The sequence below is a fragment of the Tenacibaculum profundi genome (assembly GCF_052050075.1).
Taxonomy (GTDB): Bacteria; Bacteroidota; Bacteroidia; order Flavobacteriales; family Flavobacteriaceae; genus Polaribacter.
The window spans coordinates 3,653,249-3,675,580 of the sequence record NZ_CP197225.1 but is presented as its reverse complement, the minus strand read 5'-3'; the positions used below and the strand labels follow the sequence as shown (position 1 = coordinate 3,675,580).

General features: G+C 28.1%; 24 protein-coding genes and 1 pseudogene. 15 read left to right on the top strand and 10 right to left on the bottom strand.

Features of this window, described 5'->3' with window-relative positions; translation table 11 throughout:
* Nucleotides 1-295 precede the first annotated feature (295 nt).
* Complete coding sequence (locus ACSIGE_RS15075; RefSeq protein ID WP_440880707.1) at nt 296-469, bottom strand: hypothetical protein; 174 nt, start codon at nt 467-469, stop codon at nt 296-298.
* Nucleotides 470-616: 147 nt separating this feature from the next.
* Between ACSIGE_RS15075 and fumC the strand changes: the two genes are divergently transcribed.
* Nucleotides 617-2,014, top strand: a complete 1,398-nt coding sequence (fumC, locus tag ACSIGE_RS15070) for a class II fumarate hydratase (RefSeq protein ID WP_440880706.1) — start codon at nt 617-619, stop codon at nt 2,012-2,014.
* Nucleotides 2,015-2,087: 73 nt separating this feature from the next.
* Here fumC and ACSIGE_RS15065 read toward each other — a convergent pair whose 3' ends face one another.
* The 6 genes from ACSIGE_RS15065 to ACSIGE_RS15040 form a co-directional block, all read right to left on the bottom strand.
* On the bottom strand, nt 2,088-2,540 hold the full coding sequence (locus tag ACSIGE_RS15065; RefSeq protein ID WP_440880705.1) for a DUF4440 domain-containing protein: 453 nt from the start codon (nt 2,538-2,540) through the stop codon (nt 2,088-2,090).
* A gap of 315 nt (nt 2,541-2,855) precedes the next feature.
* Entirely contained in the window at nt 2,856-3,809 is a 954-nt protein-coding gene (locus ACSIGE_RS15060; protein ID WP_440880704.1) for an AAA family ATPase, read from the bottom strand.
* Between the two features lie 84 nt (nt 3,810-3,893).
* The gene (locus tag ACSIGE_RS15055) at nt 3,894-5,270 is read right to left on the bottom strand and encodes a peptidylprolyl isomerase (protein ID WP_440880703.1); all 1,377 of its coding nucleotides are present in this window, start codon (nt 5,268-5,270) and stop codon (nt 3,894-3,896) included.
* Nucleotides 5,233-6,030, bottom strand: coding sequence for a hypothetical protein (locus ACSIGE_RS15050; protein WP_440880702.1), 798 nt, complete (start codon nt 6,028-6,030; stop codon nt 5,233-5,235). Before ACSIGE_RS15050 ends, ACSIGE_RS15055 begins: the two co-directional genes overlap by 38 nt.
* 65 nt (nt 6,031-6,095) lie before the next feature.
* Nucleotides 6,096-7,715 carry a peptidylprolyl isomerase gene (locus ACSIGE_RS15045; RefSeq protein WP_440880701.1) on the bottom strand — a complete coding sequence of 540 codons (1,620 nt, stop codon included), beginning with the start codon at nt 7,713-7,715 and terminating at the stop codon, nt 6,096-6,098.
* Nucleotides 7,716-7,849: 134 nt separating this feature from the next.
* Nucleotides 7,850-8,131, bottom strand: a complete 282-nt coding sequence (locus ACSIGE_RS15040) for a DUF493 family protein (protein ID WP_440880700.1) — start codon at nt 8,129-8,131, stop codon at nt 7,850-7,852.
* Nucleotides 8,132-8,222: 91 nt separating this feature from the next.
* On the opposite strand from ACSIGE_RS15040, the gene ACSIGE_RS15035 reads away from it, so the two are divergent.
* From ACSIGE_RS15035 to ACSIGE_RS15010, 6 genes are all read left to right on the top strand, one after another.
* Nucleotides 8,223-8,759: an AAA family ATPase gene (locus tag ACSIGE_RS15035; RefSeq protein ID WP_440880699.1), complete on the top strand. Its 537-nt coding sequence runs from the start codon at nt 8,223-8,225 to the stop codon at nt 8,757-8,759.
* A gap of 1 nt (nt 8,760) precedes the next feature.
* Nucleotides 8,761-10,650, top strand: coding sequence for a RecQ family ATP-dependent DNA helicase (locus ACSIGE_RS15030; RefSeq protein WP_440880698.1), 1,890 nt, complete (start codon nt 8,761-8,763; stop codon nt 10,648-10,650).
* Between the two features lie 66 nt (nt 10,651-10,716).
* Nucleotides 10,717-11,661 carry a methionyl-tRNA formyltransferase gene (fmt, locus tag ACSIGE_RS15025; protein WP_440880697.1) on the top strand — a complete coding sequence of 315 codons (945 nt, stop codon included), beginning with the start codon at nt 10,717-10,719 and terminating at the stop codon, nt 11,659-11,661.
* A 185-nt stretch (nt 11,662-11,846) separates the two neighbouring features.
* On the top strand, nt 11,847-12,119 hold the full coding sequence (locus ACSIGE_RS15020) for an HU family DNA-binding protein (RefSeq protein WP_440880696.1): 273 nt from the start codon (nt 11,847-11,849) through the stop codon (nt 12,117-12,119).
* A 200-nt stretch (nt 12,120-12,319) separates the two neighbouring features.
* Nucleotides 12,320-13,090, top strand: coding sequence for a pentapeptide repeat-containing protein (locus tag ACSIGE_RS15015; protein ID WP_440880695.1), 771 nt, complete (start codon nt 12,320-12,322; stop codon nt 13,088-13,090).
* Nucleotides 13,091-13,557: 467 nt separating this feature from the next.
* Nucleotides 13,558-14,097, top strand: a complete 540-nt coding sequence (locus tag ACSIGE_RS15010) for a transposase (protein ID WP_440880694.1) — start codon at nt 13,558-13,560, stop codon at nt 14,095-14,097.
* A 61-nt stretch (nt 14,098-14,158) separates the two neighbouring features.
* Here the strand turns inward: ACSIGE_RS15010 and ACSIGE_RS15005 are convergent.
* From ACSIGE_RS15005 to ACSIGE_RS14995, 3 genes and pseudogenes are all read right to left on the bottom strand, one after another.
* Nucleotides 14,159-14,826 (bottom strand): annotated as a pseudogene (locus ACSIGE_RS15005) (phosphatidylinositol-specific phospholipase C domain-containing protein).
* A 27-nt stretch (nt 14,827-14,853) separates the two neighbouring features.
* On the bottom strand, nt 14,854-15,129 hold the full coding sequence (locus tag ACSIGE_RS15000) for a hypothetical protein (RefSeq protein WP_440880693.1): 276 nt from the start codon (nt 15,127-15,129) through the stop codon (nt 14,854-14,856).
* A gap of 364 nt (nt 15,130-15,493) precedes the next feature.
* Entirely contained in the window at nt 15,494-16,462 is a 969-nt protein-coding gene (locus ACSIGE_RS14995; RefSeq protein WP_440880692.1) for a phosphatidylinositol-specific phospholipase C, read from the bottom strand.
* 931 nt (nt 16,463-17,393) lie between these two features.
* On the opposite strand from ACSIGE_RS14995, the gene ACSIGE_RS14990 reads away from it, so the two are divergent.
* From ACSIGE_RS14990 to ACSIGE_RS14955, 8 genes are all read left to right on the top strand, one after another.
* Entirely contained in the window at nt 17,394-18,701 is a 1,308-nt protein-coding gene (locus ACSIGE_RS14990) for a tyrosine-type recombinase/integrase (protein WP_440880691.1), read from the top strand.
* Nucleotides 18,685-19,014 (top strand): hypothetical protein, encoded by a 330-nt coding sequence (locus ACSIGE_RS14985; protein ID WP_440880690.1) that lies wholly within the window; start codon nt 18,685-18,687, stop codon nt 19,012-19,014. Before ACSIGE_RS14990 ends, ACSIGE_RS14985 begins: the two co-directional genes overlap by 17 nt.
* Nucleotides 19,011-19,382, top strand: coding sequence for a hypothetical protein (locus tag ACSIGE_RS14980; protein WP_440880689.1), 372 nt, complete (start codon nt 19,011-19,013; stop codon nt 19,380-19,382). Before ACSIGE_RS14985 ends, ACSIGE_RS14980 begins: the two co-directional genes overlap by 4 nt.
* A 113-nt stretch (nt 19,383-19,495) precedes the next feature.
* On the top strand, nt 19,496-20,107 hold the full coding sequence (locus ACSIGE_RS14975) for a response regulator (RefSeq protein WP_440880688.1): 612 nt from the start codon (nt 19,496-19,498) through the stop codon (nt 20,105-20,107).
* 137 nt (nt 20,108-20,244) lie between these two features.
* The gene (locus ACSIGE_RS14970; RefSeq protein ID WP_440880687.1) at nt 20,245-21,024 is read left to right on the top strand and encodes a hypothetical protein; all 780 of its coding nucleotides are present in this window, start codon (nt 20,245-20,247) and stop codon (nt 21,022-21,024) included.
* A gap of 168 nt (nt 21,025-21,192) precedes the next feature.
* Nucleotides 21,193-21,381 (top strand): hypothetical protein, encoded by a 189-nt coding sequence (locus tag ACSIGE_RS14965; protein ID WP_440880686.1) that lies wholly within the window; start codon nt 21,193-21,195, stop codon nt 21,379-21,381.
* Nucleotides 21,353-22,153 (top strand): hypothetical protein, encoded by an 801-nt coding sequence (locus ACSIGE_RS14960; protein WP_440880685.1) that lies wholly within the window; start codon nt 21,353-21,355, stop codon nt 22,151-22,153. The genes ACSIGE_RS14965 and ACSIGE_RS14960 overlap by 29 nt, the downstream gene beginning before the upstream one ends.
* Nucleotides 22,146-22,331, top strand: a complete 186-nt coding sequence (locus ACSIGE_RS14955; RefSeq protein WP_440880684.1) for a hypothetical protein — start codon at nt 22,146-22,148, stop codon at nt 22,329-22,331. Before ACSIGE_RS14960 ends, ACSIGE_RS14955 begins: the two co-directional genes overlap by 8 nt.
* The last annotated feature ends 1 nt before the right edge of the window (nt 22,332 follow it).

Sequence of the window (22,332 nt, the reverse complement as noted above, 5' to 3'; positions counted from 1 at the left end):
AATCATAAATACATTGTTGAAACTTCAGAAACGAATACCTCTAACTCACAACTTTAATTATTTTTTTGACACCTGTTCATAAAATGAGTTCGCTTTTATCTGTATATATTTGAAGGCCTTATAACATTAATTTATGTTTAATAGAAGAAAGGTTTTCTAAAAAAGAAAAGTTTACTTGAAACCAAGTACCTATCAATAAAAATTTTGTCAATTAATTTTATATAAGGTATGTTTATCAAATAAAAAAACCCGTTACTTTTAGAAACGAGTTTAATTAAAATTTTATATATAAAAACTACTTACCTTCAGCAGCTTTTTTTGCCTCTTTTTTCAATTTAAAGTTTTCCCAGATAGTACCACCTATCCAGTAAGGAACCACAAATGTTAATAAGAATATCAACAACCAAAAACCAGCCGTAAAAATAAACATGAACAAAACTAATCCTGAAAACTGTGAAAAATCTAACATTTGTATTACATTAATAATTGTTACGTAGCAAAATTATAACTATTTTTTATATCAAACAATAAAATCTAATAAAAATCATCTATTAAAATCAGTAGAATTTGTAATTTTGATGATGATTAATTCTTAGCATATTTAAATCACTAAATAATGAAATACAGAATCGAAAAAGACACTATGGGTAAGGTAGAAGTACCTGCTGATAAATATTGGGGAGCTCAAACAGAGCGCTCAAGAAATAATTTTAAAATTGGACCAGCTGGTTCTATGCCTTTAGAGGTTGTTTATGGCTTCGCTTACCTAAAGAAGGCTGCAGCCTATGCAAATGCTGACTTAGGCGTTTTAACTAATGATAAACGTGATTTAATTGGTTTGGTTTGTGATGAAATTTTATCAGGTAAACATAATGATCAGTTCCCTTTAGTCATTTGGCAAACCGGTTCTGGAACGCAATCAAACATGAATGTTAATGAAGTTATTGCAAATAGGGCACATGAAATAGCGGGAAAAATAATTGGTGAAGGTGAAAAAACTATTCAACCCAATGATGATGTCAATAAATCCCAATCTTCAAATGACACATTTCCTACTGGAATGCACATCGCTGCTTACAAAAAAATAGTAGAAGTTACCATTCCTGGTGTTGAGCAGTTAAGAAATACTCTACAAAAGAAATCTGAAGAGTTTAAAAATGTTGTTAAAATTGGGCGTACACATTTAATGGATGCTACTCCGCTTACATTAGGACAAGAATTTTCGGGTTATGTAGCTCAATTAGACTTTGGTTTAAAGGCTTTAAAAAATACAATGGCTCATTTATCTCAATTGGCTTTAGGAGGTACTGCTGTTGGTACCGGTCTTAATACTCCTCAAGGATACGATGTGTTGGTTGCTAAATATATTGCTGAATTTACCAACCTTCCTTTTATAACTGCTGAAAACAAATTTGAAGCCTTAGCGGCTCATGATGCTTTAGTTGAAACTCATGGCGCATTAAAACAATTGGCTGTTTCGTTAAACAAAATTGCTAATGATATTCGTTTAATGGCTTCAGGACCACGTTCTGGAATTGGAGAATTAATAATTCCTGCAAATGAGCCAGGGTCTTCCATTATGCCCGGAAAAGTAAACCCGACACAAGCTGAAGCCATGACTATGGTTTGTGCCCAAGTTATGGGGAATGATGTTGCTGTTACTGTTGGGGGAACTCAAGGGCATTATGAGTTAAATGTTTTTAAACCTATGATGGCTGCTAACGTTCTGCAATCAGCTCAATTAATTGGAGATGCTTGTGTTTCATTTGATATAAACTGCGCTTCTGGTATTGAACCAAACTATGCAAGAATAACGGAGCTTGTAAATAATTCACTAATGCTTGTTACTGCCTTAAACACTAAAATAGGTTATTATAAGGCTGCCGAAATAGCCAATACCGCTCATGCTAATGGTACCACCTTAAAAGAAGAAGCTATTAACTTAGGTTATGTCACTGCTGAGCATTATGATGATTGGGTAAAGCCCGAGGACATGACAGGAAGCTTAAAATAATAAAAATTAAAAAAACGAATAAAAAAACCTTTAATCTTAGATTAAGGTTTTTTTTATAATAATCGTTTGACTTTTAACAAGACATATCTGCTATAATCTTCCATTTTCCATTTATTCTTTTAAAAATAACCATAAAAACTCCTTTAGCTTTTTCTTGTTTTTTTTTGAGCAAGTATTCTCCCATAACAAAATAAGCACCGTTGTTTATTTTTGAGATATCACTTATTTTAAAACTTAAATTACCTGTATGTTCTTTCGTCGGATAATTCTTTTTATAATTATTAAGAGTATTTTTCCAACCCTCAGTAAGACCATTTTTTCCAAAAAATTTTAATGAATTACTTTTCCAATATCCTTTCATAAAGCCTTCTAAATCATTTTTAGACCAAGCTTCTTCCTGTTTTTTCATTACAGAGATGATCTCCTTCATATCCTGTTTACTATGGTCATTTTGAGCGAAATTATTACATCCTATAAGAAAAAATACAGCAGATAAAAATTTGGAAGCTTTAAAATTAATAATCATATTAAAAATTTAGGTTAATATTCTTTATAAAGAAAATAATCATATTGTTAATTATGTATATTTTTTATAAAAACTTAAATAAAATACTTAATTACATACGCTAAATCACCTTAAAACGGTCAAACAATAAGAGACTTAGCATTTACTCATAAGGTGGGTAAAAAACATAATGTTAATTTGATAAATAAGATAATTTACATTTATATAAAATTATTATCAATAAATTGATTGACATCTTTCAATTCAGAATTATATGGCTTTTGTGCTCTTCTTTGGATAAACTAAAATAGCTAAACTTTGTTTTAGAAATAAAGACTAAAATAGTGATCTAATAATTTCACTAATTGTAATTCCTTCAGCTTCTGCTTTGTAGTTTTTTACTATTCTGTGAGACAATATAGGTATAGCTACTGCCTTCACGTCTTCTATATCTGGAGAATATTTTCCGTTTACCGCAGCATGTGCTTTAGCCGCTAAAATAAGATTTTGAGAAGCTCTTGGACCAGCTCCCCAATCAATATATTTTTTAATAGAATCTGTAGCTAGTTCAGATTTTGGTCTTGTTTTACCTACAAGACCTACAGCGTACTCTATCACATTGTCTGTAACAGGAATTTTTCGAATCAAATCCTGAATCTCAATAATTTCGTTAGCTGAAAAAAAGCTATTTAAATTTTGCTTTACAGCAGAGGTTGTATTTTTAACTACCTCAACCTCTTCTTCAAAAGTTGGGTATTCAAGATTAATTGAAAACATAAACCTATCTAATTGAGCTTCTGGAAGTGGATATGTTCCTTCTTGCTCTATAGGATTTTGAGTAGCTAAAACAAAAAAAGGTAAATCTAATTTATAATGGTGTCCTGCCACTGTAACTGACCTTTCTTGCATCGCTTCTAACAATGCAGCTTGTGTTTTAGGGGGTGTACGATTTATTTCGTCTGCTAGAATTATATTGGAAAAAATGGGCCCTTTTATAAACTTAAATTGACGTGTTTCATCTAATATTTCACTTCCAAGAATATCAGAAGGCATAAGATCTGGGGTAAATTGAATTCTTTTGAAGTTTAAGCCTAAAGCTTCAGAAATTGTATTTACTAACAACGTCTTTGCCAACCCAGGAACTCCTATTAAAAGAGAATGCCCTCCACAAAATATAGAAAGTAGTGTAAAATCAACAGCTTCTCTTTGGCCGATTATTACTTTTCCTATTTCTTGTTGTAATTTTTTATATTTTTTTACTAAGTTGTTTACAGCTGTGACTTCTGACATATTCTTAAAAGTATTTTAAAATTATATAAAAAAATAAAACTAACAAACTCTTTATTTCAAGATAGCTTATAACCTAGCTGACCGTTATTTGCTTTCTTTCTTTTTCCAGTTTCTCTTGAAATTACATTCTTTATGGTCGCTATTTAATTTAATATAGGTTTCAAAAATTTTTTCTTTTAACCATTTATCCACCGCTTCTTCTTTCTTTTTTTCTAAAGCGAATTGTTGCATTCTAACATAATCTTCGACAATATCTGCTTTGTGAGTTTTTGTTTTTTGACGTACTAAAATAACCTTATACATTTTTTCACCAGAACGCGTTTCATCATAAAAAACATCTGTCATTTCTCCTTCATTTAATTCACTAATCCTTCCAAATAAATCAGGTGCCATGTTGGTTAATTCAAATTGAGGTTCACCTGTATACTCATTTATTAACTTTCCCCCACTGAATTTTGTACTTTCATCTTCAGAAAATTTAGTTGCAGCTTCTTCAAAGGTTAAAATACCTTTCTTCACATCCGAAACAATTTTTTCTATGTCTTTTTTCGTTTTGTTTAACTTTTCACTTGAAATTTTAGGTTGTAACAATATATGTGAAACTTCTCTTGATTTACCCCTTATTTTATGAAGTTTTATAATGTGGTAACCAAATTGAGTTTTTATTGGCTCCGATATTTGCCCTTCATCTAAAGAAAAGGCAGCCTCTTTAAACTCCTTAATAAATGGTGTCTCTTTATCTATAAGCCCTAAATTACCTTTGTTTTGTGCAACACTTGGATCATCTGAATTAATTATAGCCTTCATACTAAAACTAGAACCATTTATTATCTCTTCTCTAATTTCAGTCAACTCTTTTACTACTCTTTGTTCCTCCTCTGATGTTGGTTCAGCATTTAAAACTAATTGAGCTAGCTCTACAGCTGCAGGTATTTCAGGAAGTTCTCCTTTCTCTTTCAAACCATTAAAAAATACTCTTACTTCTTCTGGAGTGACATCAATATTTTCAGTAATCTTTTGTTCCTCAAGACGTATGAGCTCGCTTTCTTTTTTAACTTTCTCCAATTCTTTCCTTAAGTCTTCAATATCATTAAAACCATAAGCTTCTACAACTTTTTGCTCAGACCCATATTCTTTTGTAAAAAAGGCAATACTTCTCTGGACACCTTTATCAATTTCTCCTTGAGATACTGAAAGACTATCAATAATTGCGTGATGCGCAAGCAGTTTTTGTTTCATCAACTCTTCTAACATTTCACAATCAGAAAAGTTAATTTTTCCCTCGCTTCTTAATTCGACTTCTTTCTTGAATTTTTCAATATCTGAATTAAGTACAACATTCTTACCAACAACAACGGCTACTCCATCAATCTTATTTTTTTGAGCGTTAATTGCTATACTAAATAGGATTATATGTAGTATACTAATATTCTTTAAAATTTTTGTTTTGAATAGCATCATTTATCAGTGTTTTTTCAATCTCTCTAATTAATTCTCGTTTTCTCTTATGTAAAACAATTTGCTTAATCCTATGTTTAACATTATCTAAAGGCGCAATACTGTTTTTTTTCAAAAAATTATTTATCGACACCAAATATACTCCTAAACTATCTTCTTTTTGTATGAATTTTGATATTTTTAACAGATTCTCTTTTGATTCTGTAGCAAATACAGGAATTTCTCTTCTTAGAAATTCGAGATCTACCCAAGATGAATCTTGAAGTCTGTATGACTTTAAACTCAAAAGATACTTCTCTAGATTCTCTTTATTTTCTTTTTTTGATGACTTAAAACTGTTTATGATTTCTTTTTTTTCAAAGTGATCTTTTCCTAAATAAACGTATTCAAATTGAACAAGTTCTTTATTTAAACGAAAATTTGTTTTATTTTTTTTATAAAAAGCTAAAACTTGGGGCTCTGAAACAACGGTATCTAATTTCTGCTTTATGAGTCTTTCTTTATAATGATTAATATAGAGACTTGACTTATAATCCCTTACGAGCTTTTCTATTTCAAGACTATTGATCTCTGAAATATTTTCTTCGGCTTTAATTAAAAAAAGTTGTTTTTTAGCCCAAGTGTTTATTAATCCCTTTACAATAATAATACTATCTTCCTTAGTCATTTTTTTTGACAATAAGTCAACTACATCCTTTCTATATAAATGTTTGTTATACACAGTAGCAATTGGTCGCTCTTCATTTATATTTTGCTTTTTCAATGTAAATAGATCACACGACACAAAGAACAGAAGTATGTAAGATAATAAGAAAATTCTTTTCACAATTATGACTGATTATATGTTTTTTTTAGTTTTTTAAGTTCTTTATCTCTTATTATTATTTTACTTTTTTTTCGAAGTTCGCTAATCCATTTCTCTTCTAAAGTTTTTTGATAGTCACTAATTACTTTACCTTTTATTTCTTCTAAACTCTGACTCTTATATGTAGCTAATTTGGAAAAATAAAATTTTTTCAAACCTATACTGTCCTTTGATGATTTCTCCCATATTTTCTTTTGCATTAACTCAAACAATAACAGTCCTTCTTTATACTCAGAATATGTATTTCTAACTTCTGGTTCAATATTAATCAAATCTTTTTTAAAATACTCTATTAATTCTTCATCAATAAATCGTTGAAATAATAATTTCAGATTATGGCCATTTCGTAATTTCAGAAAATCTTGAAATTTATCTAGTTTTACTTTACTTTTATTAATTGTTAAAATCGTTTTATTCTTTTCAAATGATAATACATCTGGAATTGAAGAAACTTTTAAATCATTATAAAAAGTATCATTAATTTGAACGTGGTATTTATTTTTCAATTTTTTCATCATCACCTCTCCAGACAACTTTGATCTTTCTCCCCTTTTAACCCTTAGTTCAATTTTCTTTTTGATACTCTCAAAATCAGGTACTGGAATTTTTTTTAATAATTTCACAATATGCCAACCAAAACGGGTTTTAAAAGGACTGCTAATGCCATTTATTTTTTTAATATTGTATACTTCATTTTCAAACTCCTCAACCATTACTCCGGAGCCAAACCTCGGTAATTTACCTCCTATGTTTTTCGTTCCTGTATCTTCTGAATATTGTTTGGCCAGATTATGGAATTGTAATCCTTTCTTTAATTTTTGATATATAGAATCAATTCTTACCTTTCCAAAAGAAGATTGATCTCTGATTAAAATATGTGCTACTTCAAACTCTCCTCTTGACTTCCGTAAATTGTCAACTTTAACTATATGATATCCAAATTTAGTTCTAAAAGGTTGTGAAACCTCCCCTACTTTAGTATTGTAAGCATTTTTCTCAAAGTTATATACCATTTTAAAAGCTGTAAAATAACCTAAATTTCCTTTGTTTACTTTTACTGATGGATCTTCAGAAACATCTAAAGCAACCTCTTCAAAAGTTTCACCTTTAAGAACTCTATTTCTGGCATTTAATGCCTTATTATAAGCCTTAATAGTATCTTCTGGAATTCCTTTTTCTGAAACTTTAATTAGTAAATGACTGACTTTTATCTCATTAACTGTTCTAAAATAAGCTTCTTCAACCAATCTCTTTATAGTACTATTATCTTGTAAATAGGGTGCTATTAATTGATTTTTATAATTTTCTAATTCTATTCGATATGATTTTAACGTGTCTAAATTTAAATCATACGCTTCCTTTACTTTAAGCTTGTAATTAATGTATAAATCTAAATAATTATCTATCTTTTTTGAATCATCATCTACTACTAACCCCAGATTTTTCTCGTAAACTCTTTTAAATTCTGACACAGAAACAGAAGTATCATCAATTCTAAATAATTCTCTACTTTTTGTTTGAGAGCTAATATTAGTTGTAATTACTTGTAATATTAAAAAAATTACTAAAATAGTATGTTTCATAAATCTTTACGCTTATTTAGTTTGGTTTATTTCTTTATATTAAAATGAATTGCTAGAATTACTAATTTAACCTGATCGTAATATACTAATTTCGAGATTTATAAAATAGCACATATTTTATATTTTTTGAGAACCTAAAGTGATATTATACCTTCAATATTTTCAGCTTTTTTATAATACTGAATTACCTCATCAGAAGTGTTCAATTTTATTTGAACTGAAACACTTATGTATTTACCTGTTCTTGATTTCTTAGTGCTTATTACCGCTCCTCCATCATTAAATAAGTCTTGTACTTCTGCTAACTGATTTTGAGTTGTTGGAACAATAAACTTATACAAATAATTTGAGGGAAACTCTGTTGTATCGTCCAATTGAGCTTTTAACTTTTTATAAAATTCTTCTCTATCCGCCATAATTAATTTTCGTCAGTATTTTTTTATATCTTGTCAGGACAAAATTACACTATTTATTAAATTTATAAATTGAATCTTATATTTTTGCAAAATGCAACAAAAAATAGTTCTTATTGGAGGTCCTGGCACAGGTAAATCTACGGTTTTAAAAGAGTTTATTAGTAGGGGTTATGAATGTATGCCTGAAATATCAAGAGAAGTTACTCTGGAAGCTCAAAAAGAAGGAATAGATCAACTTTTTTTGGAGAAACCATTACTATTTAGTGAGCTATTACTAAAGGGAAGAGAAAAACAGTTCATAGATGCTGATTTATCAAGTGAAAAATTGGTATTTTTTGATAGAGGAATGCCTGATGTTCATGCTTATATGGACTACTTAAAAACAGACTATCCTGACACCTACATCAAAAAATGTAATGAATATAAATATGATAAAGTATTTATGCTAAGACCATGGAAAGAAATTTATATTCAAGACAATGAGCGTTATGAATCATTTGAACAAGCCATAGAGTTAGATAAATTTTTACGAAAAACATATGAAGAACTGGGATATTCAATAATAGATGTTCCCTTTGGCTCAGTAAAAGATCGTTGTGATTTTATAATAAAATCAATAAACGATTAATATGTCAGAGGAAGTCCTCCATTTATTAAAAAAATATTGGGGATATGAATACTTTAGACCTCTACAAAATGAAATTATTTCATCTATTTTAAGTAATAATGATACAATTGTTTTGTTGCCTACAGGAGGAGGGAAATCATTATGTTTTCAGCTACCAGCTTTTCAAAAAGAGGGTATATGTATTGTTATATCTCCGCTTGTTGCTCTTATGCAGGATCAAATTAATGGCTTAACTGAAAAAAACATTAAAGCAACAACAATACCTGCTGGGCTGAAACAAGATGATATTATCACTTTATTTGATAACATACGTTTCGGAAACTATAAGTTTCTTTACCTATCTCCCGAGCGCTTGCAATCGAAATTCATTCAAAATAAAATAAAACAGTTAAATGTTAATTTCATAGCCATAGATGAAGCGCATTGCATTTCGGAATGGGGACACGATTTTCGTCCTTCTTATCTCAATATAAAAACCTTAAGACCTTTATTACCTAATACTCCAATAATTGCCTTAACAGCAACAGCGACAAAAAAAGTACTTGCCGACATTGCTATAAGTTTGGGTTTAAAAAATCCAAAAATTTTTAAAAAATCTTCCTTAAGAAAAAATCTTGCCTATCAAATTCTAAAAGTTAATGATAAATTAGGTCGTTTAGAAAGAATTATACGAAAGATAAATGCTCCGACAATCATCTATGTTTCCACTAGAAAGAAAACCAAAGACATTAGTAATTACCTCAATGCTATAGGCTTTAAGACTACCTTCTATAATGGCGGTCTAACTTCAATACAAAAACAAATTTCTTTTCGTGATTGGTTTTCGGAAAAAAAACCTATCATGGTCGCCACAAACGCATTTGGTATGGGAATAGACAAATCTAATGTGAGAGCAGTTATTCATCTAGATTTGCCTTCCTCGATTGAAAATTATACTCAAGAAGCAGGAAGAGCAGGTAGAGATTTAAAAAAAGCATACTCAGTAACTCTAGTGAATGAAAATGATTTCATCTCGTTTAAAGAACGACATATAAATAAAATCCCAACTATTAATGAAATTAAAGCTGTTCATAGTAAATTATATCAACACTTTCAAATTGCCAAGGGTGAACTTACTTCATCTTGCTTTAATTTTAATTTAACAGAGTTTTGTGAAAAATATCATTTTTCAATAAAAAAAACAACAGTAATTCTTCAATTACTTAATTCAAACGGTATAATTGAATTAAACAAATCAATTCAAAAAAAATCAACACTTCAATTTTTAATTTCTAGTAAGCAACTAATTAAAATTGGAAAAAGTAAAATTTATGGTTCCCTTATTAAAATAATTTTACGTCTCTATGGAGGTGTCTTTGAACAGCAAATTCAAATTGATGAATTTTATATTGCAAAAAAACTGAATGTAACCTCTTTTACTGTTATTGAACTATTGGAAAAATTAATGAAAGAAGGTATACTGAGCTATCATAAGACTGATAAAGGTTTAGATCTTTATTTTCTTCAACCAAGAGAAGATGATCTAAGTATAAACCGAATTTCAAAAAATATCAACTCTTTTTTTAATCAAAAAATTAAAAAAGCACAGTATATGCTAAGTTTTACTCAAAATAAAAGCATTTGTAGAGCTATGGTACTACTCAACTATTTTAATGAAAAAGGAGAGGAATGCGGAATATGTGATATTTGTTTAAGAAACCAGAAAACAAAAAAAGCTGATTTAAGTAAAAATATTTTAGAACTTCTTTCTAATTCAAGAGAAGAATTATTCTCTCATGAAATTTGCAGGCTATTAAATAACGATGAAGAAGAAATATTAATTCAATTAAGAAAATTAATTGCAAACGACATTATTGGAGTTACTCGATACAATAAGTATTTCTTAAAATAATTTTGCTATTATTTTACCTTTGTTAAATATTTGCACTTTAATCGAATTTAAAAATACAAAATCAATATGAGAGACCTACGTATCGTTTTTATGGGAACACCTGAATTTGCTTCTACTGTTTTAAAACATTTAATTGAAAATGATTACAACATAGTTGGGGTCATAACCGCCGCAGATAAACCTGCTGGCAGAGGTCGAAAACTTAGTGTGTCTGCGGTAAAAAAATACGCTTTATCTCAAAACTTGCCACTACTTCAACCTAAGAATTTAAAAGATTTAAATTTTCAAAAAGAGCTAGAGGCTTTGAATGCAAATCTACAAATTGTTGTTGCTTTTAGAATGTTACCACGTTCAGTTTGGTCAAAGCCCCAATATGGCACTTTTAATTTACATGCTTCTTTACTTCCAGAATATCGTGGAGCAGCCCCAATAAATTGGGCTATTATAAATGGAGAGTCTAAGTCTGGTGTAACAACATTTTTTATAGACGACAAAATAGACACTGGAGAAATTATTCTTCAAAAAGAAACGAATATTGAAGATAACGAAACGGGCGGACAGCTTCATGACAAACTCATGTTTTTGGGAGCAGAGCTTGTGAAAGAAACTGTTGATTTAATTTCAAAAGGCAATGTTACTACCACAAAACAACCTAAAAGGGAAGAAAAGCCTGCTCATAAACTTTTTCCTGAAAACTGCAAAATTGATTGGTCAAAGTCACTTAATGAAATATTTAATCATATACGCGGTTTAAATCCATATCCTGCAGCATGGACCACAATAAAAAATAATAATACCGAGATGAACACAAAAATATATGATGTTGCGAAAGAATATTCTGTGCATAATTTAGAAATTGGCAAAATTTACACTTCTAAAAACGGATTAAAAATTGCAACAAAAGATGGATTTCTAGTTGTCCTTAAATTAAAGCTTCCTGGCAAAAAATTAATGGATGCGAAAAGTCTTTTAAATGGTTATCATTTTTATGAAGATGCATTAGCTCTCTAGCCCTTTATTTATAAGGTTTTATAGTTATTCCTAGTTAAAGCACAGTGGTTATTAACAATTATTTGATTTTTATTAACAAATCTCTATTTTTTCTCACACAAATGTTGTACAATCGTCCATTCCGTCTATTTTTGTTAAGCTTATTAGCGAGAAATATTAATTAATTTTTAAAATCTATTAAAATTATGAACAAAACAGATTTAATCGAGGCTATGGCTGCTGATGCTGGAATTTCAAAAGCCGATGCAAAAACTGCATTAGATTCATTCACTAAGAACGTATCTAGCACTTTGAAAAGTGGTGGGAAAGTAGCTTTAGTTGGATGGGGAACATGGTCTGTATCTAAAAGAGCTGCTAGAGAAGGAAGAAACCCTCAAACAGGTAAAAAAATTCAAATTGCTGCGAAAAATGTAGTAAAATTTAAGCCAGGTGCTGGTCTAAATGATACTGTAAATTAAGAATATTCAAAAGCATTTATATAAAAAGACTACCAAAATTGGTAGTCTTTTTTTTATTTAAATAAATAATCAGTTCGGTATTTCCATATATTTTTGGTAAAATCAATACTTTAATTAATATTTTTATTTCATAAATTAAATTTTAGACGTAACATTTTTAAAACAATGGTGTCTTTATTACATAAACATAAACTTCAATAATGAAAGATATATTTCTAATAATATTACTTACACTTACAGCAAGAACTATAAATGCTCAAAGCATAACCAATGCTTCAGACATTATGTTAGCTATTAAAAATGGAGGCGATATTAGGTACTCCAATACAACGATTAAAGGAGTTTTAGATTTCACCTTCATGAACGAAACCCTTCCAAAACTATCAAAACGCAATCGTTGGTGGAATAGTAGCGGTTCCAATACAGTTACTAAAGAAATAAAAAATGAAATTTATTTTATAAACTGCACTTTTATAGATGATGTACTCGCGTACATTCCTCATGAAGAAAGCGGATACACCTTTGTTGCTAACTTTGAAAATAGAGTTACATTCAAAAACTGTTTTTTTCGAAAAAAAGCGTTGTTTAAATACTCTGAATTTGATAAAAAAGTTGAGTGTTCTTTATCTAAATTCTATAACGATACTACTTTTAAATATGCTAAATTTAAGGATAAATCAAATTTTAAAGGCACTTATTTTGACGAACCTACAACCTTTAAATACGCAAACTTTGAAGAATATATAAGCTTTGAAGATTCAGTTTTCGACGAAACAGCATCTTTTAAATACACAAAATTTAACAGAGGTGTGTCATTTAATAATGTTAAGTTCAAAGAAGATTTAAACCTGAAGTATGCTAAAGTAAAGGGACCTTTTGACATTAAAAATATGGAAGTTACCTTTAATATTGATGCAAAATATACCAATATAAATGGAGAGAGCTTCAACAAATACCAAACTAATAAATAAAATCTAAAAAGTAGTTTTGTTCCTCTTAAATATATCATGTAATTTGTAAAAATTAAAAACTTTAATAATTTTGTAGCCTTCTTTCAATAGCTTATCGATAATTTTAAAACAAAAAAGTAATCCAAATATTTTATTACTTACTTCAGTTCTTTTTATCTGAAATTTAAATAGCGTTATACTAATTTCATTCAAAATATATTTTTTGAACTATAATAATAAACCAGCTATTTTACATATTATCCTCCTGTGGTAAATCTTTATCGTACCTCTATTTAAAATTAAAAACAACTAGTAAACTACATATAAGTTACGGTTTACCGTATGATCTATTTACTAAAAATCATCAATTTGCTGATGAAAAATTAAACATATTAATAACGATTAATTAGTAAATAACTTATTTAACTACGGAAATAAAACACTCTTACAAGTTTAAAAACCAATTAAATATACATGAAATTATAAAGATGAGTAACACATATAACGATGGATACAATACAGTTCCTTTACACGGTTCCTTTATCAACAGATACAATTATTTAGCAAATGAATTAAAAATTAATAACTCTAAAATTACCTCAAAAAAAAATGAGCATCAAAAAACATTCCTGAATCAAATTGATCAACTTATAAATTGGAATCCAATAAAATTAGCATTACAAAAATATTTTAAAAACGATGAGTTTTATCATGAAAATAGAAGTTATAACACACTTTTACTTTTTAAAATCTGCTTACTTCAAGTATGGTATAGATTAAATGAGAATGAAATAGAACATCAAATAAACGATAAGATGTCTTTTAAATTATTTTGCAATTTAGATACTGCTAAAACAACTCCAAACCATAAAACACTCACAAAATTTCATCAAAATTTAAAAAGTTTAAAGCTACAAAACACGTTAACTAAAGAAATTAATAGACAGCTTGAAAATCAAAAATTCATAATAAAACTAGGAACTATTAGAGATCCTTATATTTCCCTCAAACCAGAATATGTAAAATAGTTTCATTTACATAAAAAGACACAACATTAATTGTGTCTTTTTTATGTATGTGGCTTAATTATTAAAAATTTGTATTAATAATAGCCTGTATAAGATCATCTCCTAGGTAATCCATGGCAACAATCCCTGTTTTAATTGTTGGATTAGCTTTTAAATAGTCTAGTAAATACTCATTTACATCATCTGCTATAACATAAGGAAATAACCAACCTGTTGCACTAGAAAAATTTAAATAAATATTTTCTTTATCCTTATTTGATGCTTCAAGATGTTTTTCAACTTTTTTATACTTTGAGTGAGTAGAACTAAAAAGATTTAGTTTATAATCATCTTGTATTCGTAAACAGTTCCACTTTACTCCCCGTAAACCAGAGACGTTTTCAATAATAACAATCTTTCCTCTTACCTCTCCTAAATCTTCAGGTAAATTGCACGAATTTGGATCTTCTGGATCAAAAAAGTAATCATCTCCTCCAAATCTTCTGTAATAATCATTAAAAACTTTTATAAAATTCTCATCCGATTCTGTTGAATATTCTTGTTTGACCCTCATAAATATAGTTTCATCTGGATTATTTTTAAGAAACTTTTTTAAAGCCATAATCACTTCTCCAAAAATTTTTTTTGAAAAAATGCTCCATGATGAATAGAAAATGTACCTTCTTTTAAGAATCGACATCTAGCATCAATAAATCTGATACCTGCTTTTAATTGCTCTTCAATACTCATTGACTGACATTGCACATAAAGATCCGCTCATAAACGACCATAAAGTGCAAAAGTTTCATGTGTACCTGGAATAGAAATATCACCTATTTTTTTTGAATCTGGTAAAGCAGACATCCATTTCGAGTTATTCAAATTAGTTAGTTCCCCTGAATTATAGTGTTCTGATCCTAAATTATTTGATCTCTGCTTACTAGCTATTGTTAAATTAGTAGTATTTTGTTCTTCTAAACTGTCATCTTTTGAACAGCTTATAAGAAGCGTTATCCCAACCGCGAGAGCGGTCAGCTTTAATTTAAAATTCATTATTTTTTATTTTATCTTTTACAAAAAGATCATAAATAAAAAATAAATTTTACAAAAAATTAACGTTTAGATTGATTTTAATAACATAAATATTAATTAGAAAACAAGTTTTCTCTTAATAAAACGATAACTTAAATTCATTTTAATTACTTCAGAAGTACTACATTGAATTTTATACTAAACCTAAAAAGTATATTTGAAAATAGATAAGATTATAATAATAATTTCTATTAAATTTTTAATTTGTTTATGGCTATCAGAATAAAATTTTACTCTGATAGCTTTTATGTTCCATAAAACATAAATAAATATAAAACGGTTAAATAAATATTAACTTTATTTAACCGTTTTTTATGTAAAAAATTTACTTAATAAAATTGTTCGTATTTATAATAGCTTGTATAAGATCATCTCCTGGGTAATCCATAGCAACGATACCTGTTTTAATTCTAGAGTTAACTTTTAAATAGTCAAGTAGATCCTCATTAATATGCCCTGCAATAAAATATGGAAGTGCTAACCCATACGACGAATTCCCACTGGTAAAATTTAAATAAATGTTATCTTTATCTTTAGTTGAAGCTTCAAGATGGTTCGTAATTTTTTTATATTTTTCATCAATATTAAAAAGCGTTTCGACTTTATAATCATCTTGTATTTTCAAACTATTCCATTTAATTCCAGGTAAACCCGAAACATTCTCTATAATTACTATTTTCCCTCTAACACTTCCTAAACTTTCTGGTATATTGTGTTCTTCACTTGATTTTGGCACATAAAAATTATGTCTTCCATGCTTATCAAGATATTTCTCAAAAACTTCAATAAAATCATTATCTTTCACATCATCTGAATATTCCTTTTTTACCCGAATAAAAACTGTTTCACTAGGATTTTCTTTTAAAAACTTTTTTAAACTAATAATTACTTCGCCAAAATTTATTTTTTGATATATAACTCCATGATGAATTGTAAATACTTGATCAATTAACCTACATCTTATATCCATAAATCTAATTCCTGATTTTAATTGTTCTTGAATATTCATTGATTGACACTCTGCAATGCTTCCACCATACAGTGCACATGTATTATGAGTTCCTGGTATAGAAATTTCTTCAATTTTTACTGAATCAAAAAGCTGGGACATCCATTTTGAATTATTTAAAGATGTATATTCTTCATCATTATAAGATTTTGACCCTATTTCTTTGAGTTTATCTTTTTCACTTTTATGAAAATTAATAGTGTTTTCATCTATTAATCTATCATCTCTAGAGCAACTCATTAAAAGACAAAAATTGAATAATAATAGTAATTTATATAATTTCATTATATTGGTTTTAAACCAGAACGTTACTTTAGAAAGCTTATTATTAGTTTTTGAAGTTGATCTAACAGACATTATCACTGTAAACGTCTTACTTAAATTTCGTTTAAAAACAAAACTGATTTTATTATTAAACTTATAAATAAACCATTACACAATTCTATTTTCTATTTTTTAGCATAAATAAATTCACTTTTATTACACGACAATTAACATAAAATTATTCTTTAATTAACTAACTCAAGTGACAACCTTAATGCTTACTTATTAGTATTATTGCTACCTAATTTCTAACCAAGTTTCGATTACAATTTTATAAATATTAATAATCAATAGAAATTTCCTATTACAATATATTAAATTAAACCTATAAATAAATACTTCAGTAATACTACATCTGACTTTATTTACCTCTCAATATATAAATTTGAAATGCATAAGTTGTTAATAGCTATCAGATGAAACTTTTAAGATATAAATTTGTATCTATTAGCCCCTCTGATAGCTTATCCTTTTAAATACAAATCTCCTGAAAAAAATTTAGTGAGACCTTTATTAACTCAATAAGAGTAAAGCATTTATAAAATGAGCTCTATAAAAATGTAGTTTTCTTTTTTAAAGATTCGACAACTTTCATATTTAAATACCGTACTTATTTTTTATACTGTACTTTGTGAGGCTTTGCTTGCCACTAGCCTTTTTGAATTCAACACTTACAAGAACCGTGTATTGACGTTGGCTACCTTTACAGCGCTCAAAGGTTCGGATTTACTATTTATTATCGAAGTAATAATTATACTTTTTAAACACTTATTATTGGTTAAATAATAGTTTTTTATATATTTGGAATTAAAAAAGAATCAAAAAAGAATATTACAAATATTAATAAATACTACCCGTCGTCATTAAGTCGTCAACAAAATACTATAAAAACATGGCAACTGTAAATTTTAACCTGCTTGGAAAAAGCACCCCATCAAACATATATTGTCGTTTTATTCACACAAGAGAATATCAATTTAGAGCTAGAACTAATATTTTCATCAACCCAAAATTTTGGAACGCAAAACAACAAAAAATTAAAAACACATTAGAGGTAAAAAACAGAAACGATATAAACAGAAAACTCAGTTTTCTGAAACAACATATAATCGATGACTTTAATGAATCATATTCTAATGGTGTTTTAATTGACAAACTATGGTTAGAAAATTCAATAAAAAAATTCTTTAAAAGACCAACTGAAGATTTAAAAGAAAAAATCCCAAACAGACAAATTTATCTAATAGACTATTGCAAATGGTGGATTGAAGAAAAAGTTGATGACTGGGCTTCCTCATCTGGCAAAACTTCCTTTAGCAAAAACACAATACATGGATATAAAAATTCTATTAATTCATTATCAAATTTTATTGAAAGTGAATATCTCAACAGTAAAAAGCTTTTATTAAAAGATTGTGGTCATGATACATTGAAAAAGTATATTCAGTATTTGAAAAACAAGGGACATTCTAATAGTACTGTGAATATAAAGAAGAGTAGACTTCGTTTTTTTCTAAGCAGAGCGGTAGAAGATAATTTAGAAGTCGACACAAGCTATCAAAGGAGAATTTTCATTCCTAAAGAGAAGGAAATTCTTTATCCTTTTTTAAATATTGAAGAACTTCAAAAAATATTTAAAATCGAAATAAAAGATAAAAAACTCGACGATGCTAGAGACAATCTTTTAATAGCTTGTTGGACTGCTCTAAGAATTTCAGATTTCAACAACAAACTATCAGAAGAAAATATATCTAAAGATGGTCATATTTTTTTAGAAACAACAAAAACGGGTGCGGAAGTTGTTATTCCTTTACACCCTGTTGTGAAATATATTCTAAAAAAACGAGATGGAAAACTCCCCGACAAAGTTAGAGACAGCCTTTTTAACAAAAGGATCAAAGAGGTATGCAAACTATGCGGAATTAATGAATTGACCGAAGGATCTGTTTTTGACAATGAAAAAAAGCGAAAAATAAGAGGTACTTACGAAAAATATAAATTGGTAACATCCCATATAGGACGAAGATCATTTGCTACGAATCATTTCGGAGAGATTGACGAAGAAATAATAATGAAGATTGGAGGCTGGAAAAACAAGGAAATAATGCATCATTATGTTAAAACTAGACCAACAAAATATGCCTCAAAACTAAAAAATTATTGGGACGAAACATATAATGAACATGGTTCTAAAAAATAAAAGAATTCATAAACTCGTTCAACCAATGGTTGAACCAATCGTTAACAATATAGTAAATGTAAATGAAGATGAAGATGAAGATGAAGATGAAGATGAAGATGAAATTAAAAATAGAAAAAATCAAAAAAAATCGCAGGCATTTTACCTGAAAAATCTTTCTGAAAGGAAGTTAAAAATGTTTATAACACTCATAAGAATTAAAAAAGTATTTATTTTGAATAAAAAGTATAAATTAGTAATTTCGCAATTGGAAAAAGCTTTTCGTTTAAAAGCAAAAACCCAAAATATATTTTATAAAAAACCAATACAATGAAAACAAAGTCTGACTCAGAAATTTTAAAAGAAGTTATGGATGAATTAGGTATAACTAATGCAAGTCACTTTTCAAGAGAACTCGGTTATGCTAATGGGTCTGCAATTTCTAATATTTTAAGAGGTGAAAAAGGAAAAAATATATCTGAAAAATTAATAGCTAAGATAACAGATAGATACCCTTTAGTAGATAAATTATTTCTCAGAAAAGGAGAAGGAACTATTCTGAAACAAAATACATCAATAGAACTTCAGGGCGATAAAACAAACTACACTTTGAACGATTTACCTAAGTTAACTTTACAACTTCTTGAAGAACAAAAAAAAACAAACGAGATATTAATGAAAATATATAATCGCAACTTGTAAAAATTACAAACATAAATATTAAAATGGCAAAAATTTAACTGAATTCTCAGGGAAACGTCTACAAAAAATTATTTTCAGAAATATATTTTTGTGAAGCTTAAAAAAGTAAAAGAATGAAAATACATGTTGCTGATGATCATAAACTATTTATTAGTGGTGTAGATAGCTTATTACAACAATCCAATATGAAAGTAAGTAGTTACTCTCTAAACGGAAAACAAACTATTGAAGCCCTAATAAAAAAAGAAATAGACGTTCTATTATTAGACATATCACTTCCCCTTGTAGATGGTTTTGGAGTACTGAAATTTATAAAAAACCAAAACATTAATGTTAAGACTATTGTTATTTCTGCATTTAATGGAGAAAAATTTATTTTAGACAGTATCAGATATGGAGTCAAAGGCTACATATTAAAAGAGGATATCGATATATGTCTAGCAACAGCAGTTAGAAGCGTCTATCATAACAAAGAAATTTTTTCACATCAAATAAGACCTCTCGTCTGTGAAATAAAGGAAAAGATAGAGTGTTTTGAGACGCTTTCAAAAAAGGAAAAAGATATTGTAGATCTTTTTTCAAAAAGACTAAACCCTAAAGAAATTCAACAAAAATTAGATATTAAAAGTCAAAGCACTTTTAGAACATATACGGAGAGAATAAGGAAAAAATTGAACATACTTAACAATGCAGGAATAGCTAAATACCTAGATATCACAAACTGATAAAGTTTAGTAAAATCTGCTAAATAATTATCTTTATCGATTAACTTTTTTAATCGATAAAATGAAAAAATTAGCATTATTAGTATTTGGTATTTGTTTAGTATTTACATCTTGTACAGACCAAACAGAAGAACAAAATGGACTCATCGAAGCAGCATATGGAATTCAAAAACAAGATTCCACTACACCAAACAGCAACGGAAACACACCAGAACTGGAAGAAGAATAAAAACCTGCTTTTTTTTGTCAAAACCGTAATACTTAGTATTCTTTTGGCTTCTCTTAAATATGCGTATGAATTCACTAATGAATACAGCGATAGCTATATTATTGCCCTAAAAGAAGCTAAAAAGTTACAAAATGAAAATACAAAAGCTTTAAAAAAAGTAAAGAAAGAAGCTAAAGAAAAACAACTAAACTCTTTTATTGCTTATGAAAAGATTAATAATAAATATCGGGAATCAAAAAATAATTTCAATAAAATAAAAACTAAGGAATCGGTTAACGGCTTCAAGTCATTCCATTTTTTTGTTGAACGTTTTGGAAGTACTACATGTTCTTTTATTTTCTCTCTATGGGTTCTGATAACTTTTTTAAAGAAACACAAAGAGGAACCTATTTATAGATTATTAGGTAAAGCATTCATGGCTTTTGTTTTTCTATTGTCAACTATATTCTCATATTTTTGGATTTTTCAAAAGTTTCAAGACTTGTCAAAATTAGAATACTTTTCTATGGCTATAATTGTATGTTGCTTAGTAACTTTTGCTTCATACTATCTTTTTAAAGACAGAAAAGAGTATAACGAAATAAGAAATAAAGCTTTCATAGACCTAGCAGAAACCGCTATTAAAAACGCTGATCCTTCAAAAAGAGAGGAAATGGTAAAATATATTGACAATCTATTGAAAAAATAAACATACTAAACCCCGTAAAAATGAACAATCAATCCCCCCTTCTACATTCTAAAAAAAATCATCACCCTAATAATAAAATATTTTCTATTTAAGAGAGTATATAGCAATATCAAGCCTCTATAAAATTATTCATTTTACCTTGCTTTAAATTTAAAATCATTGAGTAAAATGAAAAAAACAACAGCTATTACTTTATTGCTTATTAGCGCAATGTCTATAAGCTCATGTACAAATGACCAAACCCTTGAAGAACTAGAAAAAATAAATGAAAACAACAAAAAAGTTCAAAAAATATTTATCTCTCCCTCTGAAACAGGAGAACCAGGAGATGATATGTCAGGTAGCGAAGAAGGTTAAAATATCTTTTTTAATAATTTTTACACTATTATCAATTTCAGGAACCTTTTTTCATTATTTCCAAGAAAAGGTTCCTAGAGAGTTAGCAGAGCATCGAAAAACATTTATTCCTGAAATAAAAAACGCTAGAATAAACTCTTTAATCAAGTTAAAAGAAAAATTGATTTCTAACGAAATATCAATTAATAAATTTTCTTCTCAATTTGACAAATCAATCAAAAAGAGCGAGCAGAAAGAAAAAGAATACTACAACAGAAAGAGAGAAATATTAGAAAAACACTCTTATTTCAATTTTCAATCAAAAAGACAATTTACATTTATGCTGTCTCTAATCTGTCTTTTAGTGTTCACATCTATTCTTTCTATTTTTTCAAATCATAATAAAGATATAATGCTTAGAAAAATTGCAAGTATAGCATCATATTGCACAGGAAGTATATCTCTTTTTTGGCTATTTTGGGTTTTCTTCAACTCAATAATTAATGAAAACAACCTGTTATATCTTTTTATGTTTTTAACTTTCAGTCTTATTGTCTTTTTTATAATTTTTAAAACCATAAAGCTATTTGCAAGTAAAAAACTATCGGTACAAATACTTGTTGATTTTATTTATAGAGCTAGAAATAAACACTATCCGGAAATTGCTTCAAAAGCTCTTCATGCAGAAATGTATGATGAAGCATTAAAAAATGGCAAAAGTGTAGCAAGCATTAGCGAAAACTTTGATAATGATTTATTAAACACATTAGAACATGTTATCGAGAATGGATAAGATTATAAGAAGATATAATATTTATAGAAATCTCAAGAAAAAAGGATTAATAAAAGAAATGAATAAAGATTTCTTTATTAAAAGTATAAATGAACTTAATATTGAAAAGCTTCAAAACGAAAAAGAAAGACTCGAAAACAAACTTTTAAACAACATTCAAAAACTAAACAATAAGTAGT

What these genes read in the sequence shown, in the direction of transcription:
- ACSIGE_RS15055 (WP_440880703.1), bottom strand. Translation starts at nt 5,270, where the DNA reads ATGATGCTATTCAAAACAAAAATTTTAAAGAATATTAGTATACTACAT.
- ACSIGE_RS15035 (WP_440880699.1), top strand. Translation starts at nt 8,223, where the DNA reads ATGCAACAAAAAATAGTTCTTATTGGAGGTCCTGGCACAGGTAAATCT.
- ACSIGE_RS14995 (WP_440880692.1), bottom strand. Translation starts at nt 16,462, where the DNA reads ATGAAATTATATAAATTACTATTATTATTCAATTTTTGTCTTTTAATG.
- ACSIGE_RS14970 (WP_440880687.1), top strand. Translation starts at nt 20,245, where the DNA reads ATGGACTCATCGAAGCAGCATATGGAATTCAAAAACAAGATTCCACTA.
- ACSIGE_RS15030 (WP_440880698.1), top strand. Translation starts at nt 8,761, where the DNA reads ATGTCAGAGGAAGTCCTCCATTTATTAAAAAAATATTGGGGATATGAA.
- fmt (WP_440880697.1), top strand. Translation starts at nt 10,717, where the DNA reads ATGAGAGACCTACGTATCGTTTTTATGGGAACACCTGAATTTGCTTCT.
- ACSIGE_RS14990 (WP_440880691.1), top strand. Translation starts at nt 17,394, where the DNA reads ATGGCAACTGTAAATTTTAACCTGCTTGGAAAAAGCACCCCATCAAAC.
- ACSIGE_RS15045 (WP_440880701.1), bottom strand. Translation starts at nt 7,715, where the DNA reads ATGAAACATACTATTTTAGTAATTTTTTTAATATTACAAGTAATTACA.
- ACSIGE_RS15000 (WP_440880693.1), bottom strand. Translation starts at nt 15,129, where the DNA reads ATGAATTTTAAATTAAAGCTGACCGCTCTCGCGGTTGGGATAACGCTT.
- fumC (WP_440880706.1), top strand. Translation starts at nt 617, where the DNA reads ATGAAATACAGAATCGAAAAAGACACTATGGGTAAGGTAGAAGTACCT.
- ACSIGE_RS15010 (WP_440880694.1), top strand. Translation starts at nt 13,558, where the DNA reads ATGAGTAACACATATAACGATGGATACAATACAGTTCCTTTACACGGT.
- ACSIGE_RS15075 (WP_440880707.1), bottom strand. Translation starts at nt 469, where the DNA reads ATGTTAGATTTTTCACAGTTTTCAGGATTAGTTTTGTTCATGTTTATT.
- ACSIGE_RS15020 (WP_440880696.1), top strand. Translation starts at nt 11,847, where the DNA reads ATGAACAAAACAGATTTAATCGAGGCTATGGCTGCTGATGCTGGAATT.
- ACSIGE_RS15060 (WP_440880704.1), bottom strand. Translation starts at nt 3,809, where the DNA reads ATGTCAGAAGTCACAGCTGTAAACAACTTAGTAAAAAAATATAAAAAA.
- ACSIGE_RS14955 (WP_440880684.1), top strand. Translation starts at nt 22,146, where the DNA reads ATGGATAAGATTATAAGAAGATATAATATTTATAGAAATCTCAAGAAA.
- ACSIGE_RS14980 (WP_440880689.1), top strand. Translation starts at nt 19,011, where the DNA reads ATGAAAACAAAGTCTGACTCAGAAATTTTAAAAGAAGTTATGGATGAA.
- ACSIGE_RS14960 (WP_440880685.1), top strand. Translation starts at nt 21,353, where the DNA reads ATGATATGTCAGGTAGCGAAGAAGGTTAAAATATCTTTTTTAATAATT.
- ACSIGE_RS14985 (WP_440880690.1), top strand. Translation starts at nt 18,685, where the DNA reads ATGGTTCTAAAAAATAAAAGAATTCATAAACTCGTTCAACCAATGGTT.
- ACSIGE_RS14965 (WP_440880686.1), top strand. Translation starts at nt 21,193, where the DNA reads ATGAAAAAAACAACAGCTATTACTTTATTGCTTATTAGCGCAATGTCT.
- ACSIGE_RS15040 (WP_440880700.1), bottom strand. Translation starts at nt 8,131, where the DNA reads ATGGCGGATAGAGAAGAATTTTATAAAAAGTTAAAAGCTCAATTGGAC.
- ACSIGE_RS14975 (WP_440880688.1), top strand. Translation starts at nt 19,496, where the DNA reads ATGAAAATACATGTTGCTGATGATCATAAACTATTTATTAGTGGTGTA.
- ACSIGE_RS15065 (WP_440880705.1), bottom strand. Translation starts at nt 2,540, where the DNA reads ATGATTATTAATTTTAAAGCTTCCAAATTTTTATCTGCTGTATTTTTT.
- ACSIGE_RS15015 (WP_440880695.1), top strand. Translation starts at nt 12,320, where the DNA reads ATGAAAGATATATTTCTAATAATATTACTTACACTTACAGCAAGAACT.